The following is a 17,559-nucleotide window of genomic DNA, read 5'->3' as shown; positions in this document are numbered from 1 at the left end:
GATGCCTACTTGCGGTTGTACAGCCGCATCGTGATCGGCCCGAAGACGAGCACGAACAGCCCGGCCCAGCCCAGCGACCAGGCGATCTCGTCGGCCGGCCAATCGCCCCCCATCAGCCCCCGTACCGCCGAGGACAGGTGCGTGACCGGGCTGTTGTTGACGAACGCCTGCAGCCAGCCCGGCATCGTGCTCGGGTCGACGAAGACGTTGGACAGGAAGGTCAGCGGGAAGATCACCATCATGCTGACGCCCATGACCGACTTCTCGGTGCGCAGCAGCAGCCCGAACATCGTCCAGATCCACGAGAACGCGAACGAGAAGACGATCAGCAGCGCGATACCGGCGACCACCCCGCCGGCCCCGCCGTCGGGCCGGTAGCCGAGGATCATGCCGACGGTGAGCATCACCGCGGACGCGATGGTGTAGCGCAGCGCATCGCCCAGCAGGTAGCCGACCATCGTCGACGGCCGCCAGATGGGCAGGCTGCGGAACCGGTCGAACACGCCCTTCTCGATGTCGGTGTTGACCGAGACCCCGGTGTACATCGTGATCATCACGACGGACATCACCAGAATGCCCGGCAGCAGGAACTGGATGTACTCCTTCGGCGAACCGGCCAGCGCCCCGCCGAACAGGTACGTGTACATCAGCACCATCATGATCGGGAACGCCGTGACGTCGAACAGCTGCTCCGGCACGTGCTTGATCTTGAGCATCGCCCGCCAGCCGAAGGTCAGCGACGCCGACAGCGCGCTCGGGCGCGGCGGCCGCTCCTTGGCGACGAGCAGCTCGGCCAGCGACTCGGTGCTGACGGGGGCCAGTTCCTTGGTCTCGGTGGGGGTCACGGTACTCATGCGGCTGCCCCGTCCTTCACGTCGTCGTGGGCCTGGTCGTGCACCTTGGTGTCATGTCCGGTGAGGGCGAGGAACACCTCGTCCAGGCTGGGCTGGCCCAGCGAGAAGTTGTCGACGACGATGCCGCCGCGGGCCAGCTCGGCGAGCGCCTGGGCGGCCTGCTCAGCCGCGCCCTGACCGTTCGCCGCACCGGCGCCGACCCGGGCCGTCAACGCCACGGGATCCGGTTCCAGCTGTACGTCCGCCTGCAGCACCAGCTGCAGCACCCGCGAGGCCTCCGGCCGCTGCTCCGGATCCCGCAGCCGCAGATGTACGGACCCGGCTCCGACCGACGACTTCAACTCGCCCTTCGTCCCCTCGGCGATCACCCTGCCGCGGTCGATGACGGCGATCCGCGAGGCCAGCTGGTCGGCCTCGTCCAGATACTGCGTGGTCAGCAGCACGGTCGTGCCCTGAGCGACGACCGCGCGCACGATGTCCCACACCTGGTTGCGGCTGCGCGGGTCCAGGCCGGTGGTCGGCTCGTCGAGGAAGAGCAGGTCGGGCGTGTTCAGGATGGACGCGGCGATGTCGATACGACGCCGCATGCCGCCGGAGTAGTTCTTGACCTGCTTGCCGGCCGCGTCCGTCAGTCCGAAGGCCTCCAGCAGCTGGGCGGCGCGCTCACGTGCGGCCTTCTTGCCGTGGCCGAGGAGCCGGCCGAGCAGGACCAGGTTCTCCGTGCCGGTCAGGTCCTCGTCGACGGACGCGTACTGACCGGTCAGGCTGACCCGGCTGCGCACCTCGTCCGCCTCCCGGACGACATCATGGCCGAAGACATGCGCTTCTCCGCCGTCCGGCCTGAGCAGGGTGGCGAGCATCTTGACGGTGGTCGTCTTGCCGGCGCCGTTCGGACCGAGAACGCCGTACACCGTGCCGGTGGGCACGGCCAGGTCGACGCCGTCGACGGCCCTGGTCTCGCCGAACGTCTTCACCAAGCCCGCTGTCTCAATGGCCAGACCGGGCGTCTGCTGGCTCATATGGGGTGTCCTTCCGCGTACTCCGGTTACGCATGGGAGACCTCCACGGTCGCGCAAACTCATCGGTCGCGCACAGGGATTTCACACGGGTTCGGCCCAGCGACTGAGGGGAGTTCGGCCGGATGACTGAGGAGGCTCGGTCCGGCGACGGGGGAGGTTGCGCCGGGGGACCGAGGAGTAGCGTCCCCCTCATGCATGCGATCACGATTCCCGAACCCGGTGGGCCCGAGGCGCTGGTGTGGCACGAGGTCCCGGATCCCGTGCCCGGCGAGGGCGAGGTCCTGGTCGAGGTGGCCGCCAGTGCCGTCAACCGGGCCGACATCCTGCAACGGCAGGGCTTCTACAACCCGCCACCCGGCGCGTCCCCCTACCCCGGCCTGGAGTGCTCCGGGCGCATCACCGCGCTCGGAGCGGGTGTCGCCGGATGGGCCGTCGGCGACGAGGTCTGCGCGCTGCTCTCCGGAGGCGGCTACGCCGAGAAGGTCGCCGTCCCGGCCGGTCAGCTGCTGCCTGTTCCCCAGGGCGTAGGCCTGCAGCATGCCGCTGCGCTGCCCGAGGTGACCTGCACGGTCTGGTCGAACGTCTTCATGATCGCCCACCTCCGCCCCGGCGAGACCCTCCTCGTGCACGGCGGGTCCAGCGGCATCGGCACCATGGCGATCCAGCTCGCCAAGGCCGTCGGCGCCAAGGTCGCCGTCACGGCCGGAACCGAGGAGAAGCTGGAGCGCTGTGCCGAACTGGGCGCCGACATCCTGATCAACTACCGGGACCAGGACTTCGTCGAGGAGGTCAGGAAGGCCACCGACGGCGCCGGAGCCGACGTCATCCTCGACAACATGGGCGCCAAGTACCTGGACCGCAACGTCCGCACCCTCGCCGTCAACGGCAGGCTCGCGATCATCGGCCTGCAGGGCGGTGCCAAGGGCGAGCTGAACATCGGCGCGCTCCTGACCAAGCGGGCCGCGATCAGCGCGACCTCGCTGCGTGCCCGCCCGCTCGACGAGAAGGCGGCGATCGTGGCGGCCGTACGCGAGCACGTCTGGCCCCTGCTCGCGGCCGGCCACGTCCGCCCGGTCGTCGACCGGGAACTCCCGATGCATGAGGCCTCCGCGGCCCACCGCCTGGTGGAGGAGAGCGGCCACGTCGGAAAGGTCCTGCTCACCACGTCCTGATCGTCAGCCCTGGCTCCGGCGCACCCGAAGGGCGAGGAAGGCGAGCCCGAGCCCGAGTCCGATCAGCACCAGACCGCTGCCCAGCGGCAGGATCTTCAGCACCGGTTCGCCGGTGGCCTCGGAATCCGCGACGGCCTGCCGCACGGGCTCTTCCCGCCCCGGCGGCGCGGTGGATGCCGGTGGTGATGCGGATAGGTCGTCGGCGGCGCTGTCCTCTGTGGGTGTCGCCGTCGTGGCCCCGGTCGCCGGCTCCTGCCGCCCCGGCCGCGCCCGTCCCTCACCCGCCCGACTCCCGGCCCGCGTCGGCTCACCGGCCGACGCGGAGCCGGAGGGCGAGACGCTCGGCGAGGGCGGCTTCGCGTCGTACGTCGATACGACCCCGGACGACGAAACGCTGCCGTACGACGAAACGCCGCCGTACGACGCAACGGACCCGCACGAGCCCACGACCACCCCCACCCCGACCCCCACAACCACCCCCGTCGCACGCCACAAGCGCAGCCATGGAGTCACGTCGGTGACCCCCTCCCGCAGCCAGGTCGCCACAATCGGAACGATCAACGGAACAAGCCTCACATCCGCTATCGATCCCGGCATTTCGGATACCGCCAAGTGGTCGTAATCGGTGGATCACCCACCACAGGGGGCGCCGCGGTGATGAGGTGTACCGGTGCGAGAGAATGGCGGCATGGAGATGCCGAGGAACGAAAGGTCGCCGGAGAACGCCCAGAAGATCCTGGTCGTGGGCCAGGACGGTATGGCTCTCGGTGGCGGCACGGACGAGGACTCCCACGAGCTCCCGGTGACCGAGCAGGTCGAGCAGCCGGCCAAGGTCATGCGGATCGGCAGCATGATCAAGCAGCTGCTCGAGGAGGTGCGTGCTGCTCCTCTGGACGAGGCCAGCCGGGTCCGGCTCAAGGAGATCCACGCCAGCTCGGTGAAGGAGCTCGAGGACGGCCTGGCACCGGAGCTCGTCGAGGAACTGGAGCGGCTCTCCCTGCCGTTCGCGGACGAGGCGACCCCCAGCGACGCCGAACTGCGGATCGCGCAGGCCCAGTTGGTCGGTTGGCTGGAAGGCCTCTTCCACGGGATCCAGACGACGCTGTTCGCCCAGCAGATGGCCGCGCGGGCCCAGCTGGAGCAGATGCGCCGCGCCCTCCCGCCGGGCGTCGCCCACGAGGGCCACGACGACCCGCGCGCGGGTGGCCGCTCGGGCGGGCCCTACCTGTAGGCCCGCCGGGTCCGCCAGGTCCGGCAGACAGCCCCACCAGCAGAAAGGCCCGGCACGTGCCGGGCCTTTCCCTTCATGCGCCTTCAAGCGCCTTGAGCACCCGTCCCGTCAGGCCGACGGCGGATTGCCCGTCGAGACCTTGAGGGTGATCTCGGGCATCTCCTCGGGGGCGACGTCCGTGCCGGCCGGCGGGAACTGTTCCTGGACCGAGCCTTCACCGTACGTGTTTTCGTCGACCTTCACTTCCTTCATCTGCCAACCGGCGGCCTGGAAGCACTCCTTGACCGACTTGATGTACTTGAAGGTGAAGTCCGGAACCTGGATCTTCTCGGGGTCGTTGTACGACTCCTCCGGTTCCGTGCACTCCTCCTTGTCGATGGTCTTCGACGTGTCGGGCCCGCGGTAGCCCGCCACCGTGGTGGCCGAGGCGGACGCGCTGGCGTCGCCGCCCCCGCCCTCGTTGTTGCTGTCGCCGCCGTTCAGCGTAAGCGCCGCGATCAGGCCGCCGACCGCAATCACCGCGACGGCGATCGAGCCGATGATCACCGGCTTGTTGCTCTTGCCCCCGCCCGAAGGTGCCGGGGGCTGCGGCGTGATGTTGTACGGCGGCGGCGTGGACGGGGTCGGCTGCGGCGAGTACGCGGACGGGTTCGGCGTCTGGTAGCCGCCCTGTTGCGGATAGCCGTACCCCGGGGAGGGCGTCGGAGTGCCGTACGGGTTCGGAGTCGGCATCGGCTGGTACGGCGTCTGGACGCCCCCCGTGGGCGCGGGGGTGGACTGGTCGACCGGCGGGAACACCGCGGAGCCGACGCCCGCACCGCTCTGCGTCTGGGTGCCCGGCACGATGCTCGGCGGGGTCGCCTGGAAGGACGCGGCCACGCGCAGGCACTCGTCGCGCATGGACGCGGCGGTCGGGAAGCGCTCGTTCGGGTTCTTCTTCAGCGCGCGGGTGACCAGCGCGTCGACGGCCGGCGGCAGGGAACGGTTGATCGAGGAGGGCGCGACCGGCTCCTCCTGCACGTGCGCGTACGCGATGGCCAGCGGCGAGTCCGCGTCGAACGGCAGCCGCCCGGTGACCAGTTGGAACAGCATGATGCCGACCGAGTACAGATCGGACCGGGCATCCACCCCGCGGCCCAGCGCCTGTTCCGGCGAGAGGTACTGCGGGGTGCCGACGACCATGCCGGTCTGTGTCATCGAGGTCACGCCGGACTGCATGGCACGGGCGATGCCGAAGTCCATGACCTTGACGACGCCGCGCTTGGTCATCATCACGTTGCCCGGCTTGATGTCCCGGTGGACCAGGCCCATCTCGTGGCTGATCTCCAGCGCCGCGAGCACGTCCGCGGTGATCTTCAGCGCCTTGTCGGCGGGCATCGCGCCGTACTGCCGTACGTCCTCGTCGAGCACCGAGCCGAGCGGGCGGCCCTCGACGTACTCCATGACGATGTACGGCGTCGTCATGCCTTCAAGATCGTCTTCGCCGGTGTCGAAGACCGAGACGATGTTTGTGTGCGTGAGTTTCGCCACCGCCTGTGCCTCGCGGCGGAAGCGCTCGCGGAAGGCCTGTTCGCGGCCCAGTTCGGTGTGCAGAGTCTTGATCGCGACCTGGCGGTCGAGCACCGAGTCGTATGCGAGGTGCACCGAGGCCATCCCGCCCTGGCCGAGCAGATCACGCAGTTGATAGCGACCGCCGGCGAGCGCCCGTCCCGCGTACCGGCCCTGTGCGCCGTCCTGGCTCATCTTTCTGCGTCCCCCATAGGCGCGGCGGCAGCGGTGCCGCTGTGCTCCCGCGTTGATCGAATGCCTTGATCGAATGTGTTATTCCCGGCCAAGTCTGCCCCAGGGCACTGACACGTCAAGCTCGGTGCCCGTTCCGTGACCGTACGCGAAAGAAGCGTCGCGGAAGCGTTACAGCGGCCGTACGGCCGGTACACAGGATTTGCACGCCGCCACGGCGCGAGGGTTTGATGACCGGTTCGACGGGCGGTCCGTCCCGGGCCGGTCCCGGTATCCATCTGGGACCGGCGGCTTGCGCGGAGGCTGTAGCGTGGCGGACGGAGACCGTAACAACACCGCGCGCACCGCGGGCAGAAACGACGGCGAGGACTGATGGCACAGCAGCAGCGCGCTCAGGGCCCGTCCGACCCCGAGGCGACTGGCGGCGGGATGTCAGATGCGCCGGAAATGTGGGGTAACGGAGGGCTTGTCGGGGACGGCCGGTATCGGCTGACCCGCAGACTCGGCCGGGGCGGCATGGCCGAGGTGTTCGCGGCCGAGGACGTGCGCCTCGGGCGCACCGTGGCGGTCAAGCTGCTGCGCTCCGATCTCGCCGAGGACCCGGTGTCCAAGGCCCGCTTCACGCGCGAGGCCCAGTCCGTGGCCGGCCTCAACCACCACGCGATCGTCGCCGTGTACGACTCCGGCGAGGACTTCGTGGGCGGCCAGTCGGTGCCGTACATCGTGATGGAGCTGGTCGAGGGCCGCACCATCCGCGATCTGCTGCTCAACGCCGAGGCGCCCGGCCCGGAGCAGGCCCTGATCATCGTCTCCGGTGTCCTGGAGGCGCTCGCCTACTCGCATCAGCACGGCATCGTGCACCGCGACATCAAGCCGGCGAACGTCATCATCACCCACAACGGCGCCGTGAAGGTGATGGACTTCGGCATCGCCCGCGCCCTGCACGGCGCGTCGACGACGATGACGCAGACCGGCATGGTCATGGGCACCCCGCAGTACCTCTCCCCGGAGCAGGCCCTCGGCAAGGCCGTCGACCACCGCTCCGACCTGTACGCGACCGGCTGTCTGTTGTACGAACTCCTCGCGCTGCGCCCGCCGTTCGTCGGCGAGACCCCGCTGTCGGTGGTCTACCAGCACGTCCAGGACATCCCGACGCCGCCGTCCGAGGCCTCCGACGCCACGCCGCCGGAGCTCGACGGCCTCGTCATGCGCTCGCTCGCCAAGGACCCCGACGACCGCTTCCAGACCGCCGAGGAGATGCGCGGGCTGGTCCAGTACGGCCTGCAGATGCTGTACGACCAGGGCGGCCACACCGGCACCTGGAACACCGGCCCGGTGAACCTGCGCGAGGGCGGTCAGACCCCGGCGAGGGGCATGGCGGGCACGACCGTGCTGCCGCACTCGGCCGAGGGCACCACGCAGATCCCGCAGCCGATCCTGCCGCCCTACGGCGGTGGCGACGACGGCGGTTTCGAGGGGCACGGCAACAAGGGCAGTGGCCGCGGCAAGCTGTGGATTCTCGCCGCCCTCGCCGTGGTCGCCGTCGTGGCCGGTGTCGCGCTGGCGCTGCAGAACACCGGCGACGGCAAGGGCGGCGGTCCTGGCACCACGCAGTCGCCCACCACCTCGCAGACCACCGAGGACGACAAGGCCAGCGAAACGCCGAGCGAGGGCACGTCGGAGAACCCCACGGACACCTCGACGGAGGAGGACGACACGGGCACGGGCGGCGAGTGGGGCTACACACCGGAACCCACGCCTTCGTACACGCCGTCCGCGACCCCGAGTGGTGAGCCGACGGAGACCCAGCCGACGGACACCGAGCCGACGGACACGGAACCGACGGACACCGAGCCGACGGACACGGAGCCGACGGACACGGAGCCGACGGACGTGGAGCCGACGGACAGTACCGCGGGTACCGTCAACGGCGGCACCGAGGGCGGCGGCCTCTGAGCCGCAGCCGGTGATGCGGGGCGTACGTCACTGCACGAACGCCCCGCACACCGCGTCGTACGCCCGCGTCCACCACACCGCGAGCGCCGAAGCGGCCGGGAACTGGGAGTCGGCGCGGGTGTCGCCGCGCTCGTAGTGCCAGCGCAGCATCCAGAAGTCGTTCAGGCGCTCCCACCACACGCGGTGCACGGCCGCCGCGAGCTCCGAGGGCGTCGCCCCGGCGGCACGCCGGTATGCGCGCGCGTACGCCCGCACCTTGGGCAGGTCGAGGGTGCCCGCCGGGCGTACGAAGAAGATCGCGGCGGCTCGTACGGCCTCTTCCGCGCGGGGCTGGACGCCGAGCCGGTCCCAATCGACGATCGCGGCCGGGGCGTCCCCCTGATAGAGCAGGTTGAACGGGTGGAAGTCGCCGTGCACCCAGCCCACCGAGCCACCGCGCGGGGGACGCCGGTCCGCGTGCCGCTCCAGCAGCGTGCGCCGTTCCAGGAGCCGGTGCCGGGCGAGTTCGTCGAAGGAGTCGGCGGGGCGGTGCCGGCGTACGCGCGCGAGGAGGTCGTCGATGAGGTCGAACGTGTCGGCGGGGTCGGCGCTCTCCACAGGGTGGGGGCTCGTGGCCGGGGGCGTGCGCCCCTTGGGTGGCATTACGCGCTCCAGGCTCGCGTGGACCGCCCCCAGCAGCGCGCCGAGCCGTGCGCACTGGCCGGTGCTGAGCTGGCCGCCGTGCCGGTGCCGGCCGTCGATCCACGGGTGCAGGGCGTACGCGTGGCCGCTGACGACCGCGACCGTGCGCCCGTCCCGGCCTGCCAGCGGCGGGGCCACCGGGACGCCGAGGTCGGCCAGGCGCTGGGTCGCCCGGTGCCGGCGTTCGATCGCGGCGGGGTCGGCGGTGTCGGGGTCGAAGTGGTGCTTGAGGAAGTAGCGGCCGCGGGTCGTGCACAGCCGGTAGCCGCGGTTGAGCAGCCCCTGGTCGACGGGGTCGCAGGTGAGGGCGGACCCGGCGGAGTACTGGCGCAGGAGGGCGCTCAGCGGGGGCGCGTGGAGCGCAGGGGGTGGTACACATGGGCGCGGCACGCGCCAGATGCTAGGGCACCTGGCGAGCCTGTGAGCTGGGCGTTGTCACAGGAAGTCGTCGATGGTCGCTTTCGGTCACAAGTGGGTGATCCCGCTCGCGCACTCTCGTGATCGTCGAGGATAAATAACCTGATTTACCCTTTTTCGGGCATGAAGTCGGTGTCGGACACGAACTCTTCCCGTGAGCCGGGTGCGCGGGATAACGTGCCGGTGTTCCGGCCCCCTGCAAGGCTGTGACCTGGGCCCCTTCCCGACTTTGCGATTTACTTGGATTTCCAAGCAAAAACGCAGGTCAGGAGGGGTTACACAGAAATGTGGAGCACTGGGTAACGTGCTAGTTGCAGGGCGCTCGCCGGGGCACCTGTCACGCCTGTTCCCGGCCGAGTGGCACCCACCCCGTGCCCGAGGGTCGGATCAGGTGAGCCGCACTGGCCTACCGGCAACCCCGGGGGCCGGACCGACGGAGGAGCACACGTGACCGTGGAGAGCACTGCCCCGCGCAAGCCGCGACGCAGCGCCGGAAGCAACGCCGGGTCCACCGGCGCCGACGCAGCCGACGCCACCGGCACCCAGCGCACCACCCGCACGACCGCCAAGAAGACCACTGCCAAGAAGGCCACGCCCGCCAAGCGGGCCGTCGGCGCCAAGAAGGCCACGGGCGCCGCGCAGACCGCCGGCCCCCAGTTGGTGCAGCTGCTGACGCCCGAGGGCGAGCGCGTCCGGAACGCCGACACCGCCGCGTACGACGAGCACGTCGCCGACATCACCCCCGAAGAGCTGCGCGGCCTGTACCGCGACATGGTGCTCACCCGCCGCTTCGACGCCGAGGCAACCTCCCTGCAGCGCCAGGGCGAGCTGGGCCTGTGGGCCTCACTGCTCGGCCAGGAGGCCGCCCAGATCGGCTCCGGCCGGGCCCTGCGCGACGACGACTACGTCTTCCCGACCTACCGCGAGCACGGCGTCGCCTGGTGCCGCGGTGTCAACCCGACCAACCTGCTCGGCATGTTCCGCGGCGTCAACAACGGCGGCTGGGACCCGAACGGCAACAACTTCCACCTCTACACGATCGTCATCGGCTCCCAGACGCTGCACGCCACGGGCTACGCCATGGGCATCGCCAAGGACGGCGCCGACTCCGCGGTCATCGCCTACTTCGGCGACGGAGCCTCCAGCCAGGGCGACGTCGCGGAGTCGTTCACGTTCTCCGCGGTCTACAACGCCCCCGTGGTGTTCTTCTGCCAGAACAACCAGTGGGCGATCTCCGAGCCGACCGAGAAGCAGAGCCGCGTCCCGCTCTACCAGCGCGCGCAGGGTTACGGCTTCCCTGGCGTCCGCGTCGACGGCAACGACGTGCTGGCCTGCCTCGCCGTCACCAAGTGGGCGCTGGAGCGGGCCCGCAGCGGCGAGGGCCCGACGCTGGTCGAGGCGTACACGTACCGCATGGGGGCGCACACCACCTCCGACGATCCCACCCGGTACCGGGGTGACGAGGAGCGGCTGGCCTGGGAGGCGAAGGACCCGATCCTGCGCCTTCGCCGCCACCTGGAGTCCTCAAACCACGCGGACGAGGGATTCTTCGCGGAACTCGAGGCGGAGAGCGAGGCGTTGGGCAGGCGAGTGCGCGAAGCGGTCCGTGCCATGCCGGACCCGGACCACTTCGCCATCTTCGAGAACGTGTACGCGGACGGGCATGCGCTCGTCGACGAGGAGCGAGCCCAGTTCGCCGCCTACCAGGCGTCGTTCGCGGACGTAGAGGGGGTCTGAACATGGCCGTGGAGAAGATGGCCCTGGCCAAGGCGATCAACGAGTCGCTGCGCCGCGCCCTGGAGACCGACCCCAAGGTCGTCATCATGGGCGAGGACGTCGGCAAGCTCGGCGGTGTGTTCCGCGTGACCGACGGACTGCAGAAGGACTTCGGCGAGAGCCGCGTCATCGACACCCCCCTCGCCGAGTCGGGCATCGTCGGTACGGCGATCGGCCTGGCCCTGCGCGGCTACCGCCCGGTCGTGGAGATCCAGTTCGACGGTTTCGTCTTCCCGGCGTACGACCAGATCGTCACCCAGCTCGCGAAGATGCACGCGCGCTCGCTGGGCAAGGTCAAGCTCCCGGTCGTCGTCCGCATCCCCTACGGCGGCGGCATCGGCGCGGTCGAACACCACTCCGAGTCCCCGGAGGCGCTGTTCGCGCATGTGGCGGGCCTGAAGATCGTGTCGCCGTCCAACGCCTCGGACGCCTACTGGATGATGCAGCAGGCCATCCAGAGCGACGACCCGGTGATCTTCTTCGAGCCCAAGCGGCGCTACTGGGACAAGGCCGAGGTCAGCACGGAGGCGATCCCCGGCCCGCTGCACAAGGCACGGGTCGTCCGCGAGGGCACCGACCTCACTCTCGTCGCGTACGGCCCGATGGTGAAGCTCTGCCAGGAGGTCGCGGACGCGGCCGCCGGGGAGGGCCGCTCCCTGGAGGTGCTGGACCTGCGCTCGGTCTCCCCGCTCGACTTCGACTCGATCCAGGCCTCGGTGGAGAAGACCCGCCGCCTGGTGGTGGTCCACGAGGCGCCGGTGTTCTTCGGTTCGGGCGCGGAGATCGCCGCCCGGATCACGGAGCGCTGCTTCTACCACCTGGAGGCCCCGGTGCTCAGGGTCGGCGGCTACCACGCCCCGTATCCGCCGGCCCGCCTGGAGGAGGAGTACCTGCCCGGCCTGGATCGGGTGCTGGACGCCGTCGACCGCTCGCTGGCGTACTGAGGAGAGGGTCGTGACGACGATGACGGAAGCTTCCGTACGCGAGTTCAAGATGCCCGATGTGGGCGAGGGCCTGACCGAGGCCGAGATCCTCAAGTGGTACGTCCAGCCCGGCGACAAGGTCACCGACGGCCAGGTGGTGTGCGAGGTCGAGACCGCGAAGGCGGCCGTCGAACTCCCCATCCCCTATGACGGAGTCGTCCGCGAGCTGCACTTCCCCGAGGGCACGACGGTGGACGTCGGCACGTCGATCATCGCGGTGGACGTGAGCGGCGGCGCACCGGCACCGCCGGCGCCCGCCGAACCGCAGCAGGCGCCGGCGCAGGAGGAGCCGAAGCCGGAGGGCCGCCAGCCGGTCCTCGTGGGGTACGGCGTGGCCACGTCCTCCACCAAGCGCCGCCCCCGCAAGGGCCCCGAGGCCCCGGCCCAGCAGGCCTCGGCCGCGATCCAGTCTGAGCTGAACGGCCACGGGACGCCAGCGACGGCCACCCCGGCGACGCCGCCCACGGCTCCCACCACGCCTCCGCAGCAGCGCCCCCTCGCCAAGCCGCCGGTGCGCAAGCTGGCCAAGGACCTCGGCGTCGACCTCGCGACGGTCACCCCGACCGGCCCGGACGGCATCATCACCCGCGAGGACGTCCACGCGGCGGCGTCCCCGCCGAAGGCGCCCGAGCCGGTGACGACGGCCCCGGTTGCGGTCCCGGCGCCGGTGGCCACGTACGACTCGACCCGCGAGACCCGGATCCCGGTCAAGGGCGTCCGCAAGGCCACGGCCGCCGCCATGGTCGGCTCGGCCTTCACCGCGCCGCACGTCACGGAGTTCGTGACGGTCGACGTGACGCGCACGATGAAGCTGGTCGAGGAGCTGAAGGCGGACAAGGAGTTCACGGGCCTGCGCGTGAACCCCCTGCTGCTCATCTCCAAGGCCCTCCTGGTCGCGATCAAGCGCAACCCGGACATCAACGCGTCCTGGGACGAGGCCAACCAGGAGATCGTGGTCAAGCGCTACGTCAACCTGGGCATCGCCGCGGCCACGCCGCGCGGCCTGATCGTCCCCAACATCAAGGACGCGCAGGACAAGACCCTGCCGCAACTCGCCGAGGCGCTGGGCGAGCTGGTCTCGACGGCCCGCGAGGGCAAGACGTCCCCGTCGGCCATGCAGGGCGGCACGATCACCATCACCAACGTCGGAGTCTTCGGCGTCGACACCGGCACGCCGATCCTCAACCCCGGCGAGTCCGCGATCCTCGCGGTCGGCGCGATCAAGCTCCAGCCGTGGGTCCACAAGGGCAAGGTGAAGCCACGTCAGGTCACGACACTGGCGCTCAGCTTCGACCACCGGCTGGTGGACGGGGAGTTGGGGTCGAAGGTCCTTGCCGACGTGGCGGCGATCCTGGAGCAGCCGAAGCGGCTGATCACCTGGGCGTGACGCGTCGGGTTCGGATACGTCGAACCGTTCAGGGGCGGCCGCAAGTTCGGATTGCGGCCGCCCCTTCATTTGTGAGATTCAGGTCTCTACCTGCCCTCAAGGGGGCCCACTGCTCGCCAGCAGTGGGCCCCTACTGCGGTACCGGTGTCCCGTCGGGTCAGTCCCGCTGGGCGCCCGACGGCAGCGTGCGCAGTTGCATCGTGCTCGCCGTGCTGCTGCCGAAGGCGTAGTCCATCAGCTTCGCGGCGTCCGTGAAGCGGTACTGGTCGTTGAGGAGTACGCCGACGACCGTCTTGCCGTCGCGGGTTCCGGCGAAGACGAGGCAGGGGCCGGCCGGGGTGTTGGTGCCCGTCTTCACGCCGATCGCGCCGCTGTAGGAGCCCAGCAGCTGGTTGGTGTTGTACCAGGTGTACGTGCGGGTGGCGCCGGTGCTTGACGTCGCGTACTGCACGGTCTTCGTCTTCTTCACGATGCCCGCGAACGTCGAGAACGTCATCGCGCTGCGCGTGAGCTTGGCGAGGTCGCGCGGAGTCGTGTAGTTCGTGTTCTGTGTCGAGTTGCCGTCGAACGAGTCGAAGTGCGTGTTGGTCAGGCCGAGGGCCTCGGCCTTCTTGTTCATCTTGGCGATGAAGTTCTTGGTGCGAGCCGCGACCGTCGTGCCGGTGCCGAACTTGTCCGCGAGGGCCATCGCGGCGTCGCAGCCGGACGGCAGCATCATCGCGTGCAGCAGCTGGCGCACGCTGACCTTGTCGCCCGTCTTCAGGTCCGCGGTGCTCGCGCCCTTGGCGGCGACGTAGTCCCGGTAGGCCTGCTTGATGGTGACCTTGGTGTCCAAGTTCACGTCCGGGATGGCCAGCACGACGCGGGCCGTCATGATCTTGGTGGTGCTCGCCATTGGCCGCTTGGTGTCGGCGTACTTGCTGTAGAGCGTGGAGCCTGTCGCACTGTTGAGCATGAACGCGCCCTTGGCGCTGACCGTCGGGGCGGTCGCCGCCTGGGCGGGTGCGGTCAGGGCGCCGCCCGCGACCAGCGCGCCGGTGGTGGCGACGACGGCTGCGGCTCTGCGGAAACGTACGCCCTTGATGCCGGTTATCACTATGAACGCTCCGAGTGGGCGAAATGCCTGGTGAGGCATCTGCGATGTGAGGGGGGAGGCTATGAGGAGACTCGCGAGAAGCGTTCAGGGATGTACGGACCGGCATAACGAAATCGCGACGGTGGCGCGGAACTTCCAAGGGGGCGGCCGCCGTCGAGCGTCCGCCCCCTTGCCGGTGAGCCGGTGAGCCGGTGGGCCTCGGCGTCAGCCCAGGCTGGTGAAGCCGTAGTTCATGAGCTTCTTCGCGTCCGTCTCGCGCTGGGCGATCGAGGAGGAGGCGAGCACCGTGCCGATGACCGTCTTGCCGTTGCGGGTGGCGGCGAAGACGAGGCAGTACTTGGCCTCCGGGCCGGAACCGGTCTTCACGCCGATCGCGCCGCTGTAGGTGCCGAGCAGCCCGTTGGTGTTCTTCCACGGCGCCATGGTGCGGACGCTGCCGGTCTTGGTGATCGTCTTCGCCGTGTACTGCTTCGTCTTGACGATCGTGCGGAACGTGGAGTTCTTCATCGCGCTGCTGGCGAGTTTCGTCAGGTCGCGCGGCGTCGAGTAGTTCGCCCCGTTGCCGATGCCGTCGAAGGAGTCGAAGTGCGTGTTCGTCAGGCCGAGGTTCCTCGCGGTGGTGTTCATCTTGCCGATGAACGACTTCACGCGCGCGGCCCGCGTCGAGCCCGTGCCGAACTTGTCGGCGAGCGCGTACGCGGCGTCGCAGCCCGACGGCAGCATCAGGCCGTACAGCAGCTGGCGCACAGTCACCTTGTCGCCGACGATCAGCTTGGCGTTGGAGGCCCAGTTGTTGTCGACGATGTAGTCGCTGTAGGCCTTCTGGATCGTGACCTTGGCGTCGAGGTTGAGGTTCGGCTGCGAGAGCACGACCTTCGCGGTCATGATCTTGGTGGTGGAGCCGGTGGAACGCCTGGTGTCCGCTGCCTTTGTGTACAGCGTCTTGCCGTTCGCGTTGTTCATGACGTAGCCGCCCTTGGCCACGATCGAGGGCGCGGCGGCGGCCTGCGCGGGCGCAGCGGAGAAGGCACCGGCCGCGAGCATGGCGCCGGTGGTCACGGCGACGGCAGTGGCTCTGCGGATACGGATGCCCTGAATGCCGGTTGTCAACTGAAGTACCCCGATTGCGTTGAATGCCCCTGGTGTGCGGCCGAGTTGTGGTCAGTGGTCCGAAGGCGAAAGAGGCCGCACGTGTGTGACGAGTAAGTAGCACAGAAGGTTGTGCGGCGGATGAGGCGGGTCCGCTCACGTCCGCATGCTGGACGGGACTCCGTATGCGTACGTGATGTATCTATCCTGTGGGCATGTCCCTGGTCGTGAAGCAACCGCCCGCCGCCGACCGCGTCTACCACCACGTCAAGCAAGGGGTACTGGACCGCCGTTACGAGGGCGGAACCCTGCTCACCGAGGGCGAGCTCGCCGATGCCGTCGGGGTCTCCCGCACCCCGGTACGCGAGGCGCTGCTCCGGCTGGAGGTCGAGGGCCTGATCAAGCTGTACCCGAAGAAGGGCGCCCTCGTCCTGCCCGTCTCCGCGCAGGAGATCGCGGACGTCGTCGAGACCCGGCTGCTGGTGGAGGAGCACGCGGCCCGCAAGGCCGTACCCGCACCGCCCGGCCTCATCGAGCGACTCGAGGAACTGCTCGCACGGCAGAAGGAGCAGGCCGCCGCCGGGGACTTGGCCGCGGCCGCGGTCACCGACCGCTGCTTCCACGCCGAGATCGTCCGCAGCGGCGGCAACGAGATCCTCTCCCGGCTCTACGACCAACTCCGCGACCGGCAGCTGCGGATGGGTGTCGCCGTCATGCACTCCCACCCCGACCGGATCGCGAAGACCCTCACCGAACACGAGGAGATCCTGCAGGCACTGCGCTCCGGGGACGCCGACGCGGCCGTCGGGGTCGTCCACCGGCACATCGGATGGTTCTCGCACCTCGCCCGCGGTGAGGTCCGATGAGCGGGGCCACCCTCCCGGGCGATCCGCCCGGCGGCCGGCGTGCCGTCGCCGTCTGGGGCATAGGCGTCGCCGTCTACTTCGTCGCCGTCATCTTCCGTACGTCCCTGGGAGTCGCCGGCCTCGATGCCGCCGACCGCTTCGACGTGGGCGCCTCCGCGCTGTCCACGTTCTCGATCCTCCAGCTCCTCGTCTACGCCGGCATGCAGATACCCGTCGGCCTGCTGGTCGACCGGCTCGGCACCAAGAAGGTGCTGGGGATGGGCGTCGTGCTGTTCACGGCGGGCCAGCTGGGCTTCGCGTTCTCCCCCACGTACGGGATGGCCCTCGCGTCGCGGGCGCTGCTGGGCTGCGGCGACGCGATGACGTTCATCAGCGTGCTGCGGCTGGGCAGCCGGTGGTTCCCGGCCCGGCGCGGGCCGCTGATCGCGCAGCTCGCCGGGCTGGTCGGCATGGCAGGCAACCTCGTCTCGACGCTCGTCCTCGCCCGGCTGCTGCACGGCATCGGCTGGACGGCCGCGTTCGCGGGCAGCGCGCTCGCGGGGGTCGTGGTCTTCGTCCTGCTGCTGCTGTTCCTGAAGGACCACCCCGAAGGGCACGAGCCGGAGCCGGTACCGCATCAGGGGGTGGCGTACGTACGGCGGCAGATCGCCGCGTCCTGGCGCGAGCCGGGGACGCGGCTCGGTCTGTGGGTGCACTTCACGACCCAGTTCCCGGCGATGGTGTTCCTGCTGCTGTGGGGGCTGCCGTTCCTGGTCGAGGCGCAGGGGCTGTCCCGGGCCGCGGCCGGAGAGCTGCTGACCCTGGTCGTGCTGTCGAACATGGGGTTCGGGCTGGTGTACGGCCAGATCATCGCCCGGCACCACGGGGCGCGGCTACCGCTAGCGCTGGGCACCATCGGGGCGACCTCGCTGCTGTGGGCGGCAACGCTCGTGTATCCCGCCGAGCATGCGCCGATGTGGCTGCTGATCGTGCTGTGCACGGTGCTCGGGGCGTGTGGGCCGGCCTCGATGATCGGGTTCGACTTCGCACGGCCGGCGAATCCGCCGGAGCGTCAGGGGACGGCGTCCGGGATCACCAACATGGGTGGTTTCGTGGCCTCGATGACCACGCTGTTCGCGATCGGCGCGCTGCTCGACGCCACGGACGACGACTACACGGTCGCCTTCTCGTCCGTGTTCGTGCTCCAGGCGTTGGGCGTCACCCAGATCCTGCGCCTGCGCGGGCGAGCGGCCCGCCGGGAGCGGGAACGGCTGGTGGCGAGCCGGGTGGAGACAGTGCACGTGCCGGCGTGA

16 protein-coding genes are annotated in these 17,559 nt (G+C 69.8%); 9 read left to right on the top strand and 7 right to left on the bottom strand.

Going from position 1 to position 17,559, the window contains the following annotated elements:
• Positions 1-5 precede the first annotated feature (5 nt).
• The gene (locus ACKTSN_RS23230; RefSeq protein ID WP_409470885.1) at positions 6-854 is read right to left on the bottom strand and encodes an ABC transporter permease; all 849 of its coding nucleotides are present in this window, start codon (positions 852-854) and stop codon (positions 6-8) included.
• On the bottom strand, positions 851-1,873 hold the full coding sequence (locus ACKTSN_RS23225; RefSeq protein ID WP_409470884.1) for an ATP-binding cassette domain-containing protein: 1,023 nt from the start codon (positions 1,871-1,873) through the stop codon (positions 851-853). The genes ACKTSN_RS23230 and ACKTSN_RS23225 overlap by 4 nt, the downstream gene beginning before the upstream one ends.
• A 191-nt stretch (positions 1,874-2,064) precedes the next feature.
• Here ACKTSN_RS23225 and ACKTSN_RS23220 point away from each other — a divergent pair, with 191 nt between their 5' ends.
• On the top strand, positions 2,065-3,045 hold the full coding sequence (locus tag ACKTSN_RS23220) for an NAD(P)H-quinone oxidoreductase (RefSeq protein ID WP_409470883.1): 981 nt from the start codon (positions 2,065-2,067) through the stop codon (positions 3,043-3,045).
• 3 nt (positions 3,046-3,048) lie between these two features.
• On the opposite strand, the gene ACKTSN_RS23215 is transcribed toward ACKTSN_RS23220, so the two are convergent.
• Positions 3,049-3,189 carry a hypothetical protein gene (locus tag ACKTSN_RS23215; RefSeq protein ID WP_409470882.1) on the bottom strand — a complete coding sequence of 47 codons (141 nt, stop codon included), beginning with the start codon at positions 3,187-3,189 and terminating at the stop codon, positions 3,049-3,051.
• A 73-nt stretch (positions 3,190-3,262) separates the two neighbouring features.
• Here ACKTSN_RS23215 and ACKTSN_RS23210 point away from each other — a divergent pair, with 73 nt between their 5' ends.
• Entirely contained in the window at positions 3,263-3,667 is a 405-nt protein-coding gene (locus ACKTSN_RS23210; protein ID WP_409470881.1) for a hypothetical protein, read from the top strand.
• 66 nt (positions 3,668-3,733) lie between these two features.
• Complete coding sequence (locus tag ACKTSN_RS23205; RefSeq protein ID WP_409470880.1) at positions 3,734-4,276, top strand: bacterial proteasome activator family protein; 543 nt, start codon at positions 3,734-3,736, stop codon at positions 4,274-4,276.
• Positions 4,277-4,384: 108 nt separating this feature from the next.
• Here ACKTSN_RS23205 and ACKTSN_RS23200 read toward each other — a convergent pair whose 3' ends face one another.
• Complete coding sequence (locus ACKTSN_RS23200) at positions 4,385-6,019, bottom strand: protein kinase domain-containing protein (protein ID WP_409470879.1); 1,635 nt, start codon at positions 6,017-6,019, stop codon at positions 4,385-4,387.
• Positions 6,020-6,388: 369 nt separating this feature from the next.
• On the opposite strand from ACKTSN_RS23200, the gene ACKTSN_RS23195 reads away from it, so the two are divergent.
• Positions 6,389-7,972, top strand: a complete 1,584-nt coding sequence (locus tag ACKTSN_RS23195; protein WP_409470878.1) for a protein kinase domain-containing protein — start codon at positions 6,389-6,391, stop codon at positions 7,970-7,972.
• 27 nt (positions 7,973-7,999) lie between these two features.
• Here the strand turns inward: ACKTSN_RS23195 and ACKTSN_RS23190 are convergent, their stop codons facing one another.
• Positions 8,000-9,043, bottom strand: a complete 1,044-nt coding sequence (locus ACKTSN_RS23190) for a phosphotransferase (RefSeq protein ID WP_409470877.1) — start codon at positions 9,041-9,043, stop codon at positions 8,000-8,002.
• 474 nt (positions 9,044-9,517) lie between these two features.
• Here ACKTSN_RS23190 and pdhA point away from each other — a divergent pair, with 474 nt between their 5' ends.
• Genes pdhA through ACKTSN_RS23175 form a run of 3 tightly spaced genes read left to right on the top strand, consistent with a single transcriptional unit; the run spans position 9,518 to position 13,216 of the window.
• Positions 9,518-10,807, top strand: coding sequence for a pyruvate dehydrogenase (acetyl-transferring) E1 component subunit alpha (pdhA, locus tag ACKTSN_RS23185; RefSeq protein ID WP_409470876.1), 1,290 nt, complete (start codon positions 9,518-9,520; stop codon positions 10,805-10,807).
• 2 nt (positions 10,808-10,809) lie between these two features.
• The gene (locus tag ACKTSN_RS23180) at positions 10,810-11,790 is read left to right on the top strand and encodes an alpha-ketoacid dehydrogenase subunit beta (RefSeq protein ID WP_409470875.1); all 981 of its coding nucleotides are present in this window, start codon (positions 10,810-10,812) and stop codon (positions 11,788-11,790) included.
• A gap of 10 nt (positions 11,791-11,800) precedes the next feature.
• On the top strand, positions 11,801-13,216 hold the full coding sequence (locus tag ACKTSN_RS23175; RefSeq protein ID WP_409470874.1) for a dihydrolipoamide acetyltransferase family protein: 1,416 nt from the start codon (positions 11,801-11,803) through the stop codon (positions 13,214-13,216).
• A 157-nt stretch (positions 13,217-13,373) separates the two neighbouring features.
• On the opposite strand, the gene ACKTSN_RS23170 is transcribed toward ACKTSN_RS23175, so the two are convergent.
• Together ACKTSN_RS23170 and ACKTSN_RS23165 are read right to left on the bottom strand one after the other, a co-directional pair.
• On the bottom strand, positions 13,374-14,351 hold the full coding sequence (locus ACKTSN_RS23170) for a D-alanyl-D-alanine carboxypeptidase family protein (RefSeq protein ID WP_409470873.1): 978 nt from the start codon (positions 14,349-14,351) through the stop codon (positions 13,374-13,376).
• A 165-nt stretch (positions 14,352-14,516) separates the two neighbouring features.
• Positions 14,517-15,422, bottom strand: coding sequence for a D-alanyl-D-alanine carboxypeptidase family protein (locus tag ACKTSN_RS23165; RefSeq protein WP_409470872.1), 906 nt, complete (start codon positions 15,420-15,422; stop codon positions 14,517-14,519).
• A gap of 194 nt (positions 15,423-15,616) precedes the next feature.
• Between ACKTSN_RS23165 and ACKTSN_RS23160 the strand changes: the two genes are divergently transcribed.
• Positions 15,617-16,267 carry a GntR family transcriptional regulator gene (locus tag ACKTSN_RS23160; RefSeq protein WP_409470871.1) on the top strand — a complete coding sequence of 217 codons (651 nt, stop codon included), beginning with the start codon at positions 15,617-15,619 and terminating at the stop codon, positions 16,265-16,267.
• A complete protein-coding gene (locus ACKTSN_RS23155) occupies positions 16,264-17,559 on the top strand; it encodes an MFS transporter (RefSeq protein WP_409470870.1) in 1,296 nt (431 codons plus the stop codon). Before ACKTSN_RS23160 ends, ACKTSN_RS23155 begins: the two co-directional genes overlap by 4 nt.

The organism is Streptomyces flavusporus, assembly GCF_046267975.1.
Taxonomy (GTDB): Bacteria; Actinomycetota; Actinomycetes; order Streptomycetales; family Streptomycetaceae; genus Streptomyces; species Streptomyces flavusporus.
The sequence above is the reverse complement of the archived record's forward strand: the minus strand, read 5'-3'. Positions and strand labels throughout refer to the sequence as shown.